Below are 17,052 nucleotides of genomic sequence, written 5' to 3'. Positions count from 1 at the left end.
TCACCCGGTGACCCACCGCAGGCCGCGCATCAACGCGTGGCCCGCGAACCGCACCCCGGTGGCCTCCGCGATCGGCAGGTAGGGCAGCCGCAACGGCATCCGCGCCCACACCGGCAAGGTGGCGACCGCCGTGGAGCTCAAGATCGCGTACGGCCCGCGCGCCAGCATCGGCAACGGCGCCTTGAGCAGCAGGAACCTGGCCGCTTCCCGTGCCTCGTGCGTGCCTTTGAGCTCAGGCCGGTAGGAGTCGAGCTTCGCGTCGAGCTCGGCGACCGTGCGCGGCGGGTCCGGGATGCCCATGGCGTCGGCGATGACGGCCATGTCGGCGACGTACTCGTCGTAGTCGTCGAGCGGCTTCTCGCCGTAACGCCGGTGGCAGCACAGGAAGCTGTCGACCTCAGCCGCGTGCACCCAGCCCAGCAGGTGCGGGTCGTCGGCGCGGTACCGCCGGCCGTCCGGCGCGGTGCCGTGGATGTGCCGATGCACGCGCCCGAGCCGTTCGACGGCCTTGAGCGCGTCCTGGGTCGTGCCGTACGTGGTGACGCCGACGAAGAGACTCGTGCGCTGCAACCGGCCCCACGGGTCGGTGAGGTAGTCGGAGTGCTGCGCGACCGCCGCCATCGCCAGCGGGTGCAACGACTGCAGCAGCAACGCCCGCAGCCCGCCGATGAACATGGCGTGGTCAGCGTGCACGTGCCGGATCGGCCGGTCGTCGGCGAACAGGCGCGGCCCCGGCGAGTCGTGAATCCGGCGTGCGTGTTTCGCCCGCTCCGGACCCGCGACCTTCTCGAAGAGTCGCTCGCTCAGCTGCCGCCGCAGTGCATCCAGCATCACTCCATGATGCGCGCCGGTCGCTGAGAAAGGCACCCCGCCGAGGCAGGGCGCCTTTCAGCCTGGTCAGGCGAGCGCGATCTGGTCCAGATCGGGGGCACCCGCGCTGTCGTTGCCGAATCTGATGGTGTTGGCGCCGGCGTTCAGCGTCACCGGAATCTCGGCCACGTAAGGCGTGTTGTTGCCGACCCCGTCGAGCTTCACCTCGACCGGCGCGCCGCCGTTGACGGAGACGAAGTACGACCGCGGGCCGTTCACCGTGAACTGGATGAACAGCTTGTAGGAGCGCGTTTCCGGCACCGTCACGTTCGGGAAGGTGACCGACGCGTCCGCGCTGCCGCCGATGTTGCGCACCTTCTCCGCGCCCGAGCACGGCCCGCAGCCCGTCAGTCCGGTGCTGCCGAACTGGTTCGCCGAGTCCTCGGCCTCCCGCACGAACACGCGGTCGGCGGGCCTGGTGCGCACCGGCACCGTGCCCGAGACCTTGCGGTCGGAGCCGAGCAGCTGGAACGAGGCAGCGACCGGAATGCTCACCGAACCCGCGTCGGCGCCGGCGGGCGAGGTCGCGGTCCAGGTGCCTTCGAGCAGACCGGCCAGGCGCATCGACGCACGCGTGGCCGGCGCACCGGTCAGCGTCCAGCCCGCAGGGAGAACCGGCGCGAGGGACACGTTGTCGATCTGGTCGTCGGCGTCGAGCCGCAGTCGTGCGGTGATCTTCACGGACTGCTGGCCGGGCGCAACCCATTGCACGCCATGGGGTTCCACGGTCAGGGTCGTCTTCGGCGTGTAGGTCGACGGTGGCAGTCCGCCCACCGAGATCCGGTCCAGGCCGAGCTTGCCGGTGCCGGACACCTTCACCGTGTTGCGGCCCGCGTTCAACGGCACCGCCACCGACGTCGGGTCCGGCACGTCCGCCCGATCACGCGGCACCGCGACGGAAACCGGTGCCGCGCCGTTCACGGAGACCGAGACGACCGAGGGCTCGGCGGACGTCAGGTCGAGCCGCAGGCTGTAAGTACCAGCCGTACCAACGGAAACATCGCGGAACGTCACGGTGTCGCGCTCGCTCCCGAACCCGGTCACCTGCCGCGTGCCGGAGCAGGCCGCGCAGGACTCGCCGCGCACCGAACCCGACCGCGACGCGTCCTCGGCTTCCAGCACACCACCACCGACACCACGTGGATAGCTGTGGCCGACCCGGATCTCGTCGATCCTCAGCTGCTTGAAGTAAACGGGAGCCTGCGGCCCGCCCCAGGTGTTCAGCACGGTCAGCTTCAGGAACCGGGCCTCCTGCGAGCCGATGTCGATGAACTGCGTCCCGCGCGCCGAAGGCAACGCCCCGCTGCGCACATGCCACCAGCTGCGGCCGTCGACAGACGCCGTTAGCTGATAGTCCTTGATGCGTGAGGAATCCTCCGGCCGCCCGAACGACACGCGGGCGTGCGTCGGCGAGGACTCGCGCTGGTTGATCGCGAGGAACGCGGCCGCACGACGGCGCCCGAGATCCAAGGAGATCGAGACAGGCTGCGCGGCACCCGCGTCCCAGTACGTCTCATAGCTGCCATCCGTCAGATGAGAAGCCGGGAAACCGTTCGAGGAGGACGTCGCCGAAGCCTTCACTCCGGTGTAGAAGCCTTGCTGCCCAGCGGTCTCCACGGCGAACACCGTGTCGTACTCGTCCCACCGGGCAATCCCCTGGATCGTCAGATGCCCGGCCGACTGCGAGAACCGCATCCGTTCACCGGTGCGCAGATCACGAACAGAAGTGACCCGGTATCCGTTGTCCCGCAGGCGAACGAAGTCGGCGCGCGGCCGGGTGACGACATGGACGTACTGCTTGCCGGTACGGGGGTTGATGGTGATCACGCCGTGCGCGCCGTCGTTCCAGAACCCGGGCTGCATGCCGCCGTACATGTACCCGGCGCCCTCGACGCCCTGGATCGACTCGCGGATCGGCGGCACCCACGAGGCCATGAAGTTGTTGTAGGTCTCCTGTTGCGCGGGCATCCTGCCGTTCACCATCGGCGTCTCGGCCATCAGCGACTTGATCGACGAGCCCGCGTTGGTGATGTAGCGGCCGGTGTTCAGGCGCGTGTCGACGGCGTGGTTTCCGCCGTCGTACCACCAGTCGCCCGTGGTGGGGAGCTTGTAGCAGGCCTCGGACAGGCGGGGCATCGGCGTGAACGTCGCCGCCGGGTAGTCGTAGGACGGGAACATGCCGGTCTTCTGCTCGTTCGAGACCGTGTCCATGATCGGCGTGTCCTCGTTGTTGTTGCTCAGCAACCAGGTGGGCCGCAGCTGCCGGATCTGCTCGTAGAGCTTGTTGCGCTCCCAGTACTCGTTGTCGTTGTCGATCCAGAAGCCGGCGAGGTCGTCGTAGTTCTTCATCACCTCGAAGAACAGGTCGTAGCTGTACTTGCCGAAGCCTTCACGCGTGGTCAGGTCGACCTGCTCGCCGCGATGAGCCGAATACGCGGCCGAGTCGAGCATCTGCACACCCTGCTCGCTGTGCCACTGCGGGTCGTCGGTCATGTAGAGGACGACCTTGACGCCCTTGGCCTTGCCCGCCCGGACGAGCTCACCGAGCAGGTCCCGTTCGGTCGCGCAGCTGCCGGGGATCTTCGACGGCCACGGCCTCGCGTAGCCCAGCCGCGAGTGGAACGTCGCCAGCACGACGTAGGAGGCGCCGAGCTTGCGGGCCTCGTCGATCCAGTAGTCGGGGGTCCACCCGCCGCCGGTGACGTCGCGCTCCCACTCGGCGCAGTTCAGGTGCTTCGGGGCGGTGAACATGCCCCAGTGCAGGAACAGGCCGGCGGTCGACTGCCTCAGCCACTCCTGTCTCGGGTGCTGCACCTCGGCGTGAGCGGCGCCTGGGGTGAGCAGGCCTGCGAGCAACGCGGCCACCACAGCCACGCACCAACGACGTAGTCCCATGACCATCGCCTTCTCGTCCGGGGCGGCGGCGAGAAGATCCGATGATTGCAACCGGAAGCACCGGGGTCAAGGGGCGAAGCGCATCGGAAACCGACTACTCATCGGAGCAATCCAGGATCAGGCGCATTGTCAGGCGCTGCCGTGATAATCAGGCGTTTGGCTGCGCACGATCAACTTCGGTCACCGGGGACGGAACTGGATGAACGACGAGCACCTGCCCGGCTTCTACCACGACGCGGAGGCGGTCTCCCGGCTCGGACAGCGGCTCACCCTGCTGTTCAGCCGGGTGCGGCTGATCGGCGCGGTGGTCGCGGCCGTCGGCGGTGCGTTCAAGTGGCAGATCGGCGGCGGCGTCGACGTCTGGGCGTGGGTGGCGCTGGGCGGGTTCCTCATCGCGCTGTTCGGCGAGCTCCTGCTGTGGGTGATGCATCCGGAGCTGAAGTGGAACGCGGGCCGGACCGTCGCCGAACGCGTGAAGTCGCTTGCCTGGCGCTACGCCGTGGCGGGCGACCCGTTCCACGCGATCTCCCGGGAGCCGCGCAGGGAACTGGACCTCGCCATCGCCGACGCGGTGCGGGAACACCGCAGGGAGGTCATGCTCACCAGCGCGAACGACACCGGCGAGCAGGTCATGACCGAGCTGCGCGCCGCGCCGTTCGACGAGCGCAGGACCGCCTACCGCGAGGCCCGCGTCCAGCCGCAGGTGCGGTGGTACCGCGACCGGGCGGCGATGAACGAGACCCGCGCGAACGTGTTCCGCGTCCTGATGATCGTCGGCGAGCTCGTCGCGATCGTCTTCGCCATCCTGCGCATCAACGGCGTCTGGGACGTCGACCTGTCCGGCGTGATGGCCGCGGCCGTCGCGGGCGGCGCGGCCTGGATCGGCCTGCGGCAGTACGAGAACCTCAGGGTCACCTACGCGGCCGCGGCCGGCGAGCTCGCGGACATCGACCACCGGCTCCCCCACGTGCGGGAGAGCGACTGGGCCGCCGTGGTCGCCGAGACCGAGGCCGTGATCGGCAAGGAGCACGCCGCCTGGCTCGCGTCGCGGCCCAGCGCGACCTGAGCCAGGCGGAACGCCGTCAGCTCAGCGCTTCGACGACCTTGGTGACCATCGCCCGTTCCGCCGCGGCCACCTCGCCGTCGGCGCCCGCCACCGAGCGGCACATCTCCGACACGGCGGCGCGGAAGATCGCGACGTCGCGCGGTTCGTGGGCGTTGATGATCGCCACGGAGTCCCGCAGCGCGGCCAGGACACCGGACTCCACATCGGACGCGGAGCCCTTCGGCAGCGAGGGCGGCGCGGCGGCGATGATGGCGCGCAGGTCGTCCGTGAGCAGGGTGATGGCCCTGACGCCCGCCTGGCTCTCCTCGTCGACCGAGCCGGGGTCCGCAGTGGACACCAGCACCATGGCACCGAAAACGGCCGTGCGGAGGGTCTGCCCCTCCGCCTCCGTGTACGCAGTCATGGGCGCAAGCCTATGCAACGATCAGTGGCTATGAGTGCGGGTCAGGTGCTTGGCGCCAACATCAGGGCGTTCCGGGAGCAGCGCGGGCTGTCGCTGTCGGAGCTCGCGCGGCGGTCGTCCATCGCCAAGGGCACGCTGTCGCAGCTGGAGAGCGGCGCGGGCAACCCGACGATCGAGACAGTGTTCAGTTTGTCGAACGCTCTGGACGTGCCGGTGTCGGAGTTGGTGACCGCGCGGACGCCGCCGGAGGTCGTGCTGGTGCGCGCCCGCGACGTCGAGGTGCTCAGCAGCAACGCCGTCGACCTGCGGCTGATGCGGCGGATGGACATCGGGGACACCGTGCTGGAGATCTACGACCAGCGGATCAGGCCCGGCGCCACGCAGACCAGCGAAGGACACCCCGGCAAGGAACACGTGCTGGTCACGAGCGGTCAGCTGCGCGTGGGGCCCGCGGACGAACCGTACGAACTGGGACCCGGCGACTACGTCTGCTTCCCCGGCTCGATGCCGCATTCGTACGAGACCGTCGGCGGTGAGGTCAGCTCGGTACTGGTGCTGGAGTACCCGAAGCACTAACGTTCATTCTATTGAACGGAGGTGGCGATGCAGCCGGACGTCGTGGTCATGGGCGCGGGCATCATCGGGGCGGCGTGCGCGCAGGCCCTGCGAGCGCGCGGGCTCCGCGTTGTCGTCGTCGACCGGCACGGACCGGCGTCGGGCACCAGCGCGGCCGGTGAGGGCAACGTCCTGGTCAGCGACAAGGAGCCCGGCCCCGAACTCGACCTGGCCCGGGCGAGTCGCGACCTGTGGCCGGAGTTGGCGGAAGACGCCGAATGGGAGGAAAAGGGCGGACTGGTCGTCGCCACGACGCCCGAGGCCGTCGTCCCGCTCCAGGCCTTCGCCGCGCAGCAACGGGCCGCGGGCATCGACGCCTGCGAGATCACCACCGCCGACGCGCTGACCCACGAGCCCCACCTCAACCCGGAGATCACCGCCGCCGTCCACTACCTCCAGGACGCGCAGCTCAACCCCGTCAAGGCCACCCGGACCCTGCTGCGCGGCATCGAGGTCAGACGCGCCGAGGTGTCCACAACGGACGGCCGCAGCGTCACCACCCCGGACGGCGTGATCAGCTGCGGCGCGGTCGTGAACGCCACCGGCCCGTGGGCGCGGAACTTCGGCGTCAACGTGCTGCCCCGGCGCGGCGTGGTGCTCGTGACCACCCCGATCCCCGGCACGATCCGGCACAAGGTCTACGACGCGGACTACGTCGGCGCGGTCGCGAGCGGCGACGCGGACCTGCAGACGTCCGGCGTGGTCGAGTCGACCCAGGCCGGCACGGTGCTGATCGGGTCGAGCCGCCAGCGCAAGGGCTTCGACGACACGATCGAGAGCAGGGTGCTGAAAGCGCTGGCGCTCAAGGCGATCGCGCTCTTCCCGATGCTGACGAACGTCCCGGTCATGCGCGCGTACGGCGGTTTCCGCCCGTACGCCCCGGACCATCTGCCGATCATCGGCGAGGACCCCCGCACGCCCGGCCTGTGGCACGCCACCGGTCACGAGGGCGCGGGCGTCGGACTCGCCCCGGCGACCGGGCGTCTGCTCGCGCAACTGCTCACCGGCGAGTCCCCGCTGGTCGATCCCCACCCGTTCCGCGTGGACCGGCCGGAGGTGATGAGGTGAAGGTGACGTTCAACGGCCTGGAGCGCGAGGTCGCGCACGTCGCGGAGTTGTTGCCCGGCAGGTTCTTCTGCGGCATCGGCGTGTGCTTCGGCTGCGTCGCGGAGATCAACGGCGTGCCCGAGGTCCGCGCGTGCCGCCACCCGCTGCGCGACGGCGACGTGATCAGGACGACGTCATGAGGGTCGTGGTCGTGGGAGCGGGACCGGCCGGGATGGCCGCCGCCAGAACCGCCGCCGACGCGGGCGCCGAGGTCGTGATGGTCGACTCGGAACCGGAGGCCGGCGGCCAGTACCTGCGCGGCAGGACCAAGTTCGGCCACGCCGGGGTCACGCACCTCAAGAACACCGAGGCCTGGCTGGTGGAGGGGAACACGCTCCACCTGCGCGGACCGGCACAACTGCACTTCGACGCGCTGGTCGTCGCCACCGGCGCCTACGACCGGCCGCTGCCCTTCCCGGGCTGGGACGGCCCCGGCGTCATCACCGCGGGCGCCGCCCAGGCCCTCGCGAAGCAGGGCGTCACGCTGGCCGAACGCGTGATCGTCACGGGCACCGGCCCGTTCCTGCTGCCGGTCGCGACGGCGTTGCAGGACCTCGGTGCCACGCTCGTCGGCGTCTACGAGGCGTCCTCCCCCGCCCGATGGCTCCGCGAGACCAGGGCGATCACCGCGAACCGGCACAAGATCGGCGAGCTCGCGAGCTACCGGAAAGTGCTGCCACGACTGGAGACCCGCACGGCCGTGATCGCCAAGCACGGCGACCGCGTGACCGTCGCGAAGCTCGACAGCCAGTGGCGGCCGGTCAGCCACCGCACCGTGCAGGCCGATCTCGTCTGCGTCGGCTACGGCTTCCTGCCCCGCACCGATCTCCTGCCGAACGCGAGCCGCACCGACGACTTCTACGACGTCGACGACCACCAGCGGACGTCGGTCGAGCACGTCTACGCGGCCGGCGAGGTCACCGGCATCGGCGGCGCCGACCTCGCCGAAGCCGAAGGCGTCATCGCCGGAGCCGCCGCGGCCGGGCAGGAACCACCGCGGACTGCCGTGGAGGCCGTGCGCAAGGGCCGCCTGTTCGCCCAGGCCCTGGCCAGGGCACACGCCGTGCAACCGGGCTGGCGGACGTGGCCGGCCCCGGACACCACCGTGTGCCGCTGCGAGAAGGTCAGGCTCGAGGACCTGACCGACGCGACCAGCATGCGCGAACTCAAGCTCACCAGCCGCGTCGCGATGGGCCGCTGCCAGGGCCGTATCTGCGCCCGCAACGCCGCCGAACTGACCGGCGTCCCGTTCGACGGACAACGCCGCGTGATCGCGGTCCCGATCCCCCTCGGCGAACTCGCCGCACTCCCGGAGGAGAACAAGTCATGACCGAACGCCTCGACGGCGTCATCGTCGCCACCGCACTCCCCTACGCGGAGGATCCCGCCGCGCCGGCCGGACTGCGCCCGGACCTCGACAGGTTCGCCGAGCACTGCCGGTGGGTCGTCGAGAACGGCTGCCGCGGCGTCGGCCCGAACGGCTCGCTGGGCGAGTACTCGTCGCTGACCGACGCGGAACGCCGCGAGGTCGCCCAGACCGCCATCGCGGCGGTCAAGGGCCGGGGAATCGCGGTCATCGGCGTGCACGGCGTAGGCGCGCACCAGGCTCGTCACTGGGCCGAACTGGCGGCCGAGGACGGCGCGGACGGCGTGCTGTGCCTGCCCCCGACGATGTACCGGGCCAACCGCGGCGAGGTCGTGCACCACTTCCGCGAGGTCGCGAAGGCCGGGCTGCCGATCATGGTCTACAACAACCCGATCGACACCAAGGTCGACCTGACGCCCGACCTGCTCGCCGAACTGGGTCAGATCGAGAACGTCGTGGCGGTCAAGGAGTTCTCCGGCGACGTCCGGCGCGTGCTGGAGATCCGCGCGGCCGCCCCGCACCTCACCGTCGTGGCGGGCGCCGACGACGTCGTGCTGGAGAGCCTGCTGATGGGCGCGACCGGCTGGTTCGCGGGCTACCCCAACGTGTTCCCGGCCGAGAGCAGGCAGCTGTTCGACCTGGCTCTGGAGGGCAAGCTCGACGAGGCTCGGGCGTTGTACGAGAAGCTCGTGCCGGCGTTCCGCTGGGACTCGCGCACCGAGTTCGTGCAGGCCATCAAGCGCTCCATGGACTTCGTCGGCCGCTACGGCGGTCCGTGCCGTCCGCCGCGCGGCCCGCTGAGCCCCGAGCAGCTCGCCCAGGTCGACGCGGACATGAAACTGGCCACCTCATGAGGTTCGCCAAGTACTTCAGCGCCGTCGACTCGCACACCGAGGGCATGCCGACGCGCGTGATCACGGGCGGGGTCGGGGTGATCCCCGGCGAGACCATGGCCGAGAAGCGCCTGAACTTCATCAAGAACCACGACCACATCCGCAGGCTGCTGGTCAACGAGCCGCGCGGGCACGCGGCCATGAGCGGCGCGATCCTGCAGCCGCCGACCCGTCAGGACGCGGACTGGGGCGTGCTGTTCATCGAGGTCTCCGGCCTGCTGCCGATGTGCGGGCACGGCACGATCGGCGTCGCGACGGTGCTGGTCGAGACCGGCATGGTCGAGTTGACAGAACCTGTCACGACCGTGCGCCTGGACACCCCGGCCGGGCTGGTGCTGGCCGACTACGACACCCGCACGAAGCTCGTGACGATCCGGAACGTCCCGGCGTACGCACACGAACTGGACGCCGTCGTCACCGTGCCCGGACTCGGCGAAGTGCGCTACGACATGGCTTACGGCGGCAACTTCTACGCGATCGTGCCCCTCGCGGACCTCGGCATCCCGTTCGATCGCGTGGAAAAGGAACGAATTCTAGCGGCTGGTCTGTCCATCATGGACGAAATCAACTCGGTGAACCGGCCGGTGCACCCCGTCGACGCGGCGATCAGCGGCTGCAAGCACGTCCAGTTCACCGCGCCCGGCCAGGACGGCGCCCACTCGCGCAACGCGATGGCGATCCACCCCGGCTGGTTCGACCGATCACCCTGCGGCACAGGCACTTGCGCCCGGATGGCCCAGCTGCACGCCCGCGGTGAGCTCGGCATCGGTGAGGACTTCGTGAACGAGTCGTTCATCGGGACGAGGTTCATCGGCCGGCTGCTCGAAGAGGTCCCGCTCGGCGATCGCACGGCCGTCGTGCCCACAGTGGCCGGACGCGCGTGGATCACCGGCATGGGTCAGTATCTTCTGGACGAGACCGATCCGTTTCCTGAGGGATTCGCGTTGTAGTCACTACAGTCATGCGCGTGACAACTTCACCCAGCCTGGAAGCGTTGCTGCGCATCGGACCGTTCCACTCGGCGCTGCGCGCGGCCATCCGCCGGCGTGGCCTGACGCTGGAACGGCTCCGGCTCCGCCTCGCGCAACACGACGTGGCGGTGGCGTTGTCGACGCTGAGCGACTGGCAGCAGGGCCGGGTGCGGCCGATCTCCCCGAAGTCGCTCAGGGCGGTGTCGGTGCTGGAAGAGCTGCTGGAGGTGCCGCCCCGCGCGCTGCGGACCCTGCTGGAGCACACCGGCCCGAGCGGCTGGCCGGACGTCGTGCCCGGCATGATGCCCGGCTTCAACGCCAACGACCTGGAGATCCTCTCCCGGCACGACAGGGTGTTCGTGGACGCCGCCCGGCACGCGTCCCGCGTCGACGTGCGGATGGTCGTCCGGGCCCGCCGCGACGGCGTCGACCGCTTCTACGCGCACTACTTCTGCGACGACTCGGTGGAGACGGCGGGGCTGCGCCAGGAACCGGTGCGCAACTGCCGTCTCGGCCGGTCCACCCGCGACGAGACCGCGCACGTGGTCGTCGACGAGCTGCTGTTCGACAAGCCGTTGCTGGAAGGCGAGACCTGGGTCTTCGAGTTCGTCGCGCACGACCCGACACAGCTGGACAGCATCGAGTACGCGCACGGCGTGCGGTGCTTCCTCGCGCAGAGCCTGATCGAGGTGCACTTCGACCCGGCCGCGCCACCCGTCGACCCGCACGTCTACCTCCAGGACTGGGAGGAACCTGAACCGCACCGGACGATCGACCTGGAACTGGACCACACGAACTCCGTGCACCACTTCGAGACTGATGTGTCGGTGAACTGGGTAGGTATCCGCTGGAGGTGGGCGTAGATGATCACTACCGACTTCGTGCCCGGAGCGCCTGCCTGGATCGATCTGGGCACGTCCGACGAGGCCGCCGCGGCGGAGTTCTACGGGCGCGTGCTCGGCTGGGGGTACCAGCCGCTCGAGACCCCGGGCACCGGCGTGTTCACCCACGCCGGCCGGACGGTGGCCGGACAGGTGCCCTCGCAGTCCGGTTCGTGGACCGTCCACTTCGCCGCGTCCGGCGCGGAACCGGCGGCCGACGTCCGGCTGACCGATCCGCACGGCGGTGAGTTCGGCGTGTGGCAGGCGGGAGAACGCCCCGGGATCGGCGCGGTGTCGATCCCGGGATCGCTGACGTGGCTCGAACTCCACTCCCCCGCGCCCAGCGCGTCGGCCTCCTTCTACCGGTCGCTGTTCTCGTGGGAGATCGAGCTGATTCCCGGGGCGCCTGGCCAGTTCCTGCGGCCGGCGGGCACGGGTGCGGGCCGGATGTTCGGCGCGATCGTCGCGGACACCCAAGCCTTCTGGCTGCCGTACTTCGAGGTGGCCGATGTGGATCAGGCCGCGGCCTCCGCACCGGTGCTCCTCGCACCCTGCGACCTGGACGGGGTCGGCCGGATCGCGGTGCTCGTCGACCCGTTCGGAGCCCGGTTCGGGGTCATGCGTTCCGTTACCGTCGAAAGCCTCCCAAATTCCGGAGTCGCCGGTTAGCGTGCGCAGGTGCAGTTGCCGTGGAGAGCCGCGCCCAGGGCCGCGCTGTCGAGTCCGCTCACGTTGCTGGTGAGCATCGCGACGACGTTGCTGCTGGGCTTCGTGGTGGCCGCGGCCGCACTGCACTCCTCCGCTGCGGGCAGTGCCGCTCTGGCCTATCAGCAGGGACGGATGTGCCCGCATTCCGTGCACCCGTCGCTGGACGGGGACGGGCTCGCGTTGCCGGCCGCCGTCTCGATGGCGGCGCGTAGCGATCTCGGCGCCGCCTACACGCGGATCGACCGGCCTGATTTCAACGGCCTCGCGACCTACGGCCGGTTCGGCTACCGGCCGGACGCGTTGTCGCACCTGACCGTGGTGCAGGGCGGTGGCACCGGGTTGTGGGTGCCGCAGACGATCGCCACGGCCGCCCGCGTGAAGATCGGCGACCGGCTGACCGGCTCGTCGCTCGTGGTGACCGCGATCTACGCCGACCTCACGCAACCCGTGTCCGGGTGGTGGTGCTCCGAGGCCAAGACCGTGGTGCCGAACCCGTTGGGCGGTGACGGCGCCAGCACGTCGGTGATCTGGGTGGCCTCCGCTTCCGACCTCGCCCTGCTGCCGCCGGAGTTCGCGTCGGGCGCCACCGTGTCGCTGCGTTTCCCCACCGAGGCTCCGGCGACGCTCGCCGAGGCGGAGGCGTTGCGGGACAACGGTAACGCGCGGCTGGCGGCGCTCGGGCTGCCGTTGACGCGAACCGATCTGCTGTCCGGTGCGATCACGGCGGCACGGACCGCGGAGCGCAACGTCTCGTCCGCGCTGCTCCCGCTGGTGATCATCAGCGTGCTGGTCGGGCTGGCGGGCGTGGGCACCGTGACCGTGCAATGGGCGCAACGCAGGCATTCCGAGTTGCGGCTGCTGTGGGTGCGTGGGGCGAGCCCGTTGTCCCTGGGCTTGCGCGGTGTGCTGGAGCTGGGGTCGCCGCTGGTCCTGGGCGGTCTGCTCGGGCTGGTGGCCGCGCGGCTGCTGTTGCCGTTGTACGCGCCAGGGGTCGTGCCGGCTTCCGGAACGCTCTGGGTGGCGCTGGGGTTCGTGCTGGCCGTGGTGGTGCTGAGCCTGGCGGTGACCGTGCTGGTGGCGGCCTGGCGGGCGCACCGGACGTTCCAGGCGCAGACCCGGACGCGGCGGCTCGCGCTGGTGCCGTGGGAACTGGTCGTCGCCGGACTGGCCGTGCCGGCATGGGTTCGCCTGTCCCACAACGGGTTGGGCACGGCGTTGAAGCCGGGTTCGCTGCCGCGCGTCGACGTGGCCGCGCTGGCGTTCCCGCTGCTCGTGGTGCTGGCGGCGGCGTTGCTCGCGACCCGGCTGCTGCGGTGGTCGCTGGTCTGGTCGCACCACGTGCGGTGGTGGCGGGTCCCGGCCGCCCAACTCGCCGTGCGCCGCCTGGCAGCGGCCTCCGGCCCCGTGACCGGCGTGCTGCTCGTCGGTGTGCTGGCGGTCGGCACCATCGCCGTCGGCAGCGCGGTGGCGGGCGCGCAGCAGTCGGCGCTGGACTCGAAGTCGGGCGTGTTCGTCGGTGCCAACAGCACGGTCCAGGTGTCGCAGGACGTCGCGCTCGGCCGGGTTGCGCTGCCGTCCTCGTTGCGGGGCAACACCACTCTCGTCGGCGTGAGCACGGGTGCGCTGGTCGTGGACCCCGCGACGTTCACCGACGCCGCGGTGCTGGACGACGCCGCCTCGGTGCGTTCGCTGCTCTCGGGGCTGCGGCGGGAAGGCGAGACCGCGCCCGCCGTGCGCATCGGCCGTTCGGCGAACCAGGAGATCCAGGTCCCCGGCCTGCCGTTGCTCAAGCCCGTCGCGTCGCTGCCGTCGTTCCCGAAGCTCGGCACGCGCGGCTACGTGGTGGCCCGTGACTCGGTGCCCGCCGCCGAACAGGTCGGCTCGTGGCACCTGTGGTCGTCGCTTCCGTTGTCCGCCTTGACTTCCGCGCTGCAGGCCGAAGGAATCCACTACACGAACGTCGCCGACCGCGCCCGTGTGCTGGACGGGTTGCCGTTCCTGACCGTCGAGTGGACCTTCGGCTTCGTGGCGGCGATCGGCGTGGTCCTGGCCGTGGTCGCCGCCGTGGCGCTGCTGCTGGCCGTCGAGGTCCGCCGCCGCCAGAACGCCGTCTCGGGCGCGCTGTCGACCCGCATGGGCATGCGCCCGGCCGTGCTGTGGTCGAGCCATCTCCTGGAAGTGGGCGCACTGGCGTCGCTGGCACTCGGGATAGGCTCGGTGGCCTCGTTCCTGAGCGCGGGAGCGGCCGTACCGCGGCTGGATCCCGCGCCGTGGCTGAACCCGGCCCCGATGCTGCCGGACCTGCTGCCGTTGCTGGTGTCGATGGTGACGTGCGGCGCTCTGGTGGTCGTCGTGGCGGCCTGGCTCGCGTTGCGCGGTGTGAGAACCGCACGGATGGGAGAACTGCTCAGGTGATTCGCGCTTGTGGCGTAGGAGTGTCCTACGGTTCCGTGCGCGCCGTCGCGGACATGTCGTTGTCGATCGCGCCCGGCCTCACCGTCCTGTCCGGCCCTTCCGGATCCGGCAAGTCGACCCTGCTGCGCGTGCTCTCGCTGATCGAACGCCCGTCCCTGGGCGAGGTGTTCGTGCACGACGTGGCGACCTCGTCCCTGTCGTGGGCGGAGCTGCGGGCGTTGCGGCGCAAGGAGATCGCCGTGGTCTTCCAGAACCCGGCCGACAACCTGATCTCGCACCTGACCGTCGGCGAGAACCTCCGCGCGGCCGGTGCCGCGGATCATTCGCTGCTCGATCGGCTCGGGCTGGGCGGGTCGGCGACCTGGCGGATCGGCGCGCTGTCCGGTGGGCAGCAACAACGTCTGGCGTTCGGGTGCGCGCTGGCCCGCGGCGCGTCCGTCGTGATCGCCGACGAACCGACCTCGCAGCTCGACGTGCGGTCCGCCGATCTCGTGCTGGAGACGTTGGAGTCCTTGCCTGTGCCCGCTGTGGTGGCGTCGCACGACCCGCGGCTCGTGTCGCTGGCGGACCTGTGCATCCCGCTGGCCGCGTCATGATCCGGGCGGACGGGGTGCACCGGGCCTTTGGCGGTGTGTCCGTGCTGCGCGGGGTGGATCTGGCCGTCGGGGCCGGTGAGCTGGTCACCCTGAGCGGGCCGTCCGGGTCCGGGAAGACCGCGTTGCTGTCCCTGTTGTGCGGGTTCGACTTCCCGGACAGCGGCTCGGTGTCGCCCGGGCTGGCCTCGTGGTCCGCCTGTGCCGTTCTGCCGCAGTCGCTCGGGCTGGCCTCCGAGCTCACGCTGGAGGAGAACGTCGCGCTGCCGTTGCGGCTGGCGGGACGCGAGGTGGCCGGGGTGTCCGAACTGCTCGCGGAGCTGGGGATCTCCGGGCTGGGAGCCCGGTATCCGGGGCAGGTGTCGTTCGGGCAGCAGCAACGGGCGGCGCTGGCCCGCGCGGTCGTGGCGCGGCCGTCGGCGTTGCTCGCGGACGAACCCACCGCGCACCTGGACGCCGTGAGCGCCGTGGCGGCCGTGGGCCTGCTGCGGCGGGTCGCCGACGAAGGCGCCGCGGTGCTGATCGCCACGCACCACGACGCCGTGCACGCCGTCGCCGACCGTGTGCTGCTGCTGGCCGACGGGCAGGTTCAGACGGCCGGCGGCCTGTCCTCGTAAGGCGTGGACAGCACGACCGTCGTCCGCGTCGAGACGTTCGCCGACTCCCGGATCTTCTGCAGGAGCTCCTCCAGCGCGACCGGCGAGCCGACGCGGACACGGAGGACGTACGAGGCGTCACCCGCCACCGAGTAGCAGGCCTCGATCTCCGTGAGGTGCTCAAGGCGCTTCGGGTAGTCGTCCGGCTCGGCCGGGTTGATCGGGAACAGCGAGATGAACGCGGACATCGGCAGGCCGATCTCGGCGCCGTCCAGCCGGGCCGCGTAGCCCTTCACGATGCCGCGCTGTTCGAGGCGCTTCACGCGTTGGTGCACGGCCGACACGGACAGGCCCACGCGCTCGGCGAGGTCGGTGAAGCTGCACCGGCCGTCCGAGGCGAGTTCCTTCAGTATCGCTCTGTCGATCTGCTCGAGGGTCAAAGCACCACCAGGTCGTGAGGTCGGTTGTTGAAGGACTCGACGCCGTCCGGGGTGGCGACCACGATGTCCTCGATGCGCGCGCCCCAGCGGCCGGGCAGGTAGATGCCGGGCTCCACGCTGAAGGCCATGCCCGCTTCGAGCGGCAGGGAGTTGCCGCTGACGATGTAGGGCTCCTCGTGCACGTCCAGGCCGATGCCGTGGCCGGTGCGGTGCACGAAGTACTCGCCGAAGCCCGCGTCGGTGATGACCTTGCGGGCGACGGCGTCGATCTCCTCACAGGTCACGCCAGGCTTCACGGCTTCCACCGCCGCCTGCTGCGCCGCCTGGAGCACCGCGTAGGTGTCCCGGACGTCGTCGTAAGTGGGCTCGCCCATCACGTAGGTGCGGGTCGAGTCGGAGTTGTAGCCCTCGGCGACCGGCCCGCCGATGTCGATGACGACGACCTCGCCCGCCTGCACCACGCGGTCGGAGTCGCGGTGGTGCGGGGACGCGCCGTTGGGCCCGGAGCCGACGATCACGAAGTCGGCGACCGTGTGGCCTTCCTCGACGATCGCGGCGGCGATGTCCTTGGCGACCTCACGCTCGGTGCGGCCAACACGCAGGAACTCGCCCATGCGCGCGTGCACGCGGTCGATCGCTTGTCCGGCCTTGCGCAGGGCGTCGATCTCGGCGGTGTCCTTGCGCATGCGCAGCTCGCGGATGATCGGCCCGGCCAGCGACTGCTCGCCGCCGATCGCGTGGCCGAGCTTGATGGTGTGCAGCGCGGGCATCATGTCCGCCACAGCCGTCCTGCTGCCCTTGAGCGCGGCCTTGACCAGCGCGTACGGGTCCTCGCCGTCGACCCACGTGACGACCTCGACTCCGAGCTCGTCCGTGGGGATGGCCGCGTAGCCCGGCTGCTCCAGCTTCGGCACGACCAGCGTCGGCGTGCCGCCCACGGGCAGCGCGAGGCAGGTGAGGCGCTCGAACGAGTCGCCACCGGCACCGATCAGGTACCGCAGGTCCGAACCGGGCGAGATGAGGAGGGCGTCGACGCCCGCCTGCTCGGCGGCGGCGGTCGCGCGGTCAAGCCGCGCACGCAGCGCGGACACGTCGATGGGCCCGGTGATCGTTGCCATGGTCGAAATCCTAGTGCGTGGACCGCGATGCTCGCCGCACGCCTTCGGCACTCGGTGGGACACCTAGCGACGCCCACGACGCGTCCGGCAAGCGTCAGAGGTCCACGCACGAGTA

17 protein-coding genes are annotated in these 17,052 nt (G+C 70.5%); 12 read left to right on the top strand and 5 right to left on the bottom strand.

Features of this window, described 5'->3' with window-relative positions:
* Both ACIRG5_RS09620 and ACIRG5_RS09615 read right to left on the bottom strand, forming a co-directional pair.
* Entirely contained in the window at positions 1-831 is an 831-nt protein-coding gene (locus ACIRG5_RS09620) for an oxygenase MpaB family protein (protein WP_402902624.1), read from the bottom strand.
* 66 nt (positions 832-897) lie between these two features.
* Positions 898-3,771, bottom strand: a complete 2,874-nt coding sequence (locus ACIRG5_RS09615; RefSeq protein WP_402903129.1) for a CBM35 domain-containing protein — start codon at positions 3,769-3,771, stop codon at positions 898-900.
* Between the two features lie 193 nt (positions 3,772-3,964).
* Between ACIRG5_RS09615 and ACIRG5_RS09610 the strand changes: the two genes are divergently transcribed.
* Positions 3,965-4,831, top strand: coding sequence for a DUF4231 domain-containing protein (locus ACIRG5_RS09610; protein ID WP_402902621.1), 867 nt, complete (start codon positions 3,965-3,967; stop codon positions 4,829-4,831).
* A 16-nt stretch (positions 4,832-4,847) separates the two neighbouring features.
* Here ACIRG5_RS09610 and ACIRG5_RS09605 read toward each other — a convergent pair whose 3' ends face one another.
* Complete coding sequence (locus tag ACIRG5_RS09605) at positions 4,848-5,234, bottom strand: hypothetical protein (RefSeq protein WP_319973078.1); 387 nt, start codon at positions 5,232-5,234, stop codon at positions 4,848-4,850.
* A 30-nt stretch (positions 5,235-5,264) separates the two neighbouring features.
* Here ACIRG5_RS09605 and ACIRG5_RS09600 point away from each other — a divergent pair, with 30 nt between their 5' ends.
* From ACIRG5_RS09600 to ACIRG5_RS09550, 11 genes are read left to right on the top strand one after another with little or no spacing between them, the layout of a single operon-like run.
* Entirely contained in the window at positions 5,265-5,810 is a 546-nt protein-coding gene (locus ACIRG5_RS09600; protein ID WP_402902616.1) for a helix-turn-helix domain-containing protein, read from the top strand.
* 27 nt (positions 5,811-5,837) lie between these two features.
* Positions 5,838-6,917, top strand: a complete 1,080-nt coding sequence (locus tag ACIRG5_RS09595; protein ID WP_402902613.1) for an NAD(P)/FAD-dependent oxidoreductase — start codon at positions 5,838-5,840, stop codon at positions 6,915-6,917.
* On the top strand, positions 6,914-7,096 hold the full coding sequence (locus ACIRG5_RS09590; protein ID WP_402902610.1) for a 2Fe-2S iron-sulfur cluster-binding protein: 183 nt from the start codon (positions 6,914-6,916) through the stop codon (positions 7,094-7,096). The genes ACIRG5_RS09595 and ACIRG5_RS09590 overlap by 4 nt, the downstream gene beginning before the upstream one ends.
* Positions 7,093-8,286: an FAD-dependent oxidoreductase gene (locus ACIRG5_RS09585; protein ID WP_402902608.1), complete on the top strand. Its 1,194-nt coding sequence runs from the start codon at positions 7,093-7,095 to the stop codon at positions 8,284-8,286. Before ACIRG5_RS09590 ends, ACIRG5_RS09585 begins: the two co-directional genes overlap by 4 nt.
* Complete coding sequence (locus ACIRG5_RS09580; RefSeq protein ID WP_402902606.1) at positions 8,283-9,176, top strand: dihydrodipicolinate synthase family protein; 894 nt, start codon at positions 8,283-8,285, stop codon at positions 9,174-9,176. The genes ACIRG5_RS09585 and ACIRG5_RS09580 overlap by 4 nt, the downstream gene beginning before the upstream one ends.
* Positions 9,173-10,165 carry a proline racemase family protein gene (locus tag ACIRG5_RS09575; RefSeq protein WP_402902604.1) on the top strand — a complete coding sequence of 331 codons (993 nt, stop codon included), beginning with the start codon at positions 9,173-9,175 and terminating at the stop codon, positions 10,163-10,165. Before ACIRG5_RS09580 ends, ACIRG5_RS09575 begins: the two co-directional genes overlap by 4 nt.
* Before the next feature lie 17 nt (positions 10,166-10,182).
* Positions 10,183-11,049 (top strand): hypothetical protein, encoded by an 867-nt coding sequence (locus ACIRG5_RS09570; protein ID WP_402902601.1) that lies wholly within the window; start codon positions 10,183-10,185, stop codon positions 11,047-11,049.
* Entirely contained in the window at positions 11,050-11,736 is a 687-nt protein-coding gene (locus ACIRG5_RS09565; RefSeq protein ID WP_402902598.1) for a hypothetical protein, read from the top strand.
* A 9-nt stretch (positions 11,737-11,745) separates the two neighbouring features.
* On the top strand, positions 11,746-14,190 hold the full coding sequence (locus tag ACIRG5_RS09560; protein ID WP_402902595.1) for an ABC transporter permease: 2,445 nt from the start codon (positions 11,746-11,748) through the stop codon (positions 14,188-14,190).
* A gap of 20 nt (positions 14,191-14,210) precedes the next feature.
* On the top strand, positions 14,211-14,786 hold the full coding sequence (locus ACIRG5_RS09555; RefSeq protein ID WP_402902592.1) for an ABC transporter ATP-binding protein: 576 nt from the start codon (positions 14,211-14,213) through the stop codon (positions 14,784-14,786).
* Positions 14,783-15,400: an ATP-binding cassette domain-containing protein gene (locus ACIRG5_RS09550; RefSeq protein WP_402902590.1), complete on the top strand. Its 618-nt coding sequence runs from the start codon at positions 14,783-14,785 to the stop codon at positions 15,398-15,400. Before ACIRG5_RS09555 ends, ACIRG5_RS09550 begins: the two co-directional genes overlap by 4 nt.
* Here the strand turns inward: ACIRG5_RS09550 and ACIRG5_RS09545 are convergent.
* Together ACIRG5_RS09545 and ACIRG5_RS09540 are read right to left on the bottom strand one after the other, a co-directional pair.
* Positions 15,373-15,819, bottom strand: coding sequence for an Lrp/AsnC family transcriptional regulator (locus ACIRG5_RS09545; protein WP_319973090.1), 447 nt, complete (start codon positions 15,817-15,819; stop codon positions 15,373-15,375). The genes ACIRG5_RS09550 and ACIRG5_RS09545 overlap by 28 nt on opposite strands.
* The gene (locus ACIRG5_RS09540) at positions 15,816-16,937 is read right to left on the bottom strand and encodes a M24 family metallopeptidase (protein WP_402902587.1); all 1,122 of its coding nucleotides are present in this window, start codon (positions 16,935-16,937) and stop codon (positions 15,816-15,818) included. Before ACIRG5_RS09540 ends, ACIRG5_RS09545 begins: the two co-directional genes overlap by 4 nt.
* Between the last annotated feature and the right edge of the window lie 115 nt (positions 16,938-17,052).

Origin of the sequence: Lentzea sp. NPDC102401 (assembly GCF_044765805.1) — a bacterium.
Lineage (GTDB): Bacteria > Actinomycetota > Actinomycetes > Mycobacteriales > Pseudonocardiaceae > Lentzea > Lentzea sokolovensis.
Note: the sequence above shows the minus strand (reverse complement) of the source record. Positions and strands in the feature narration are given on the sequence as shown.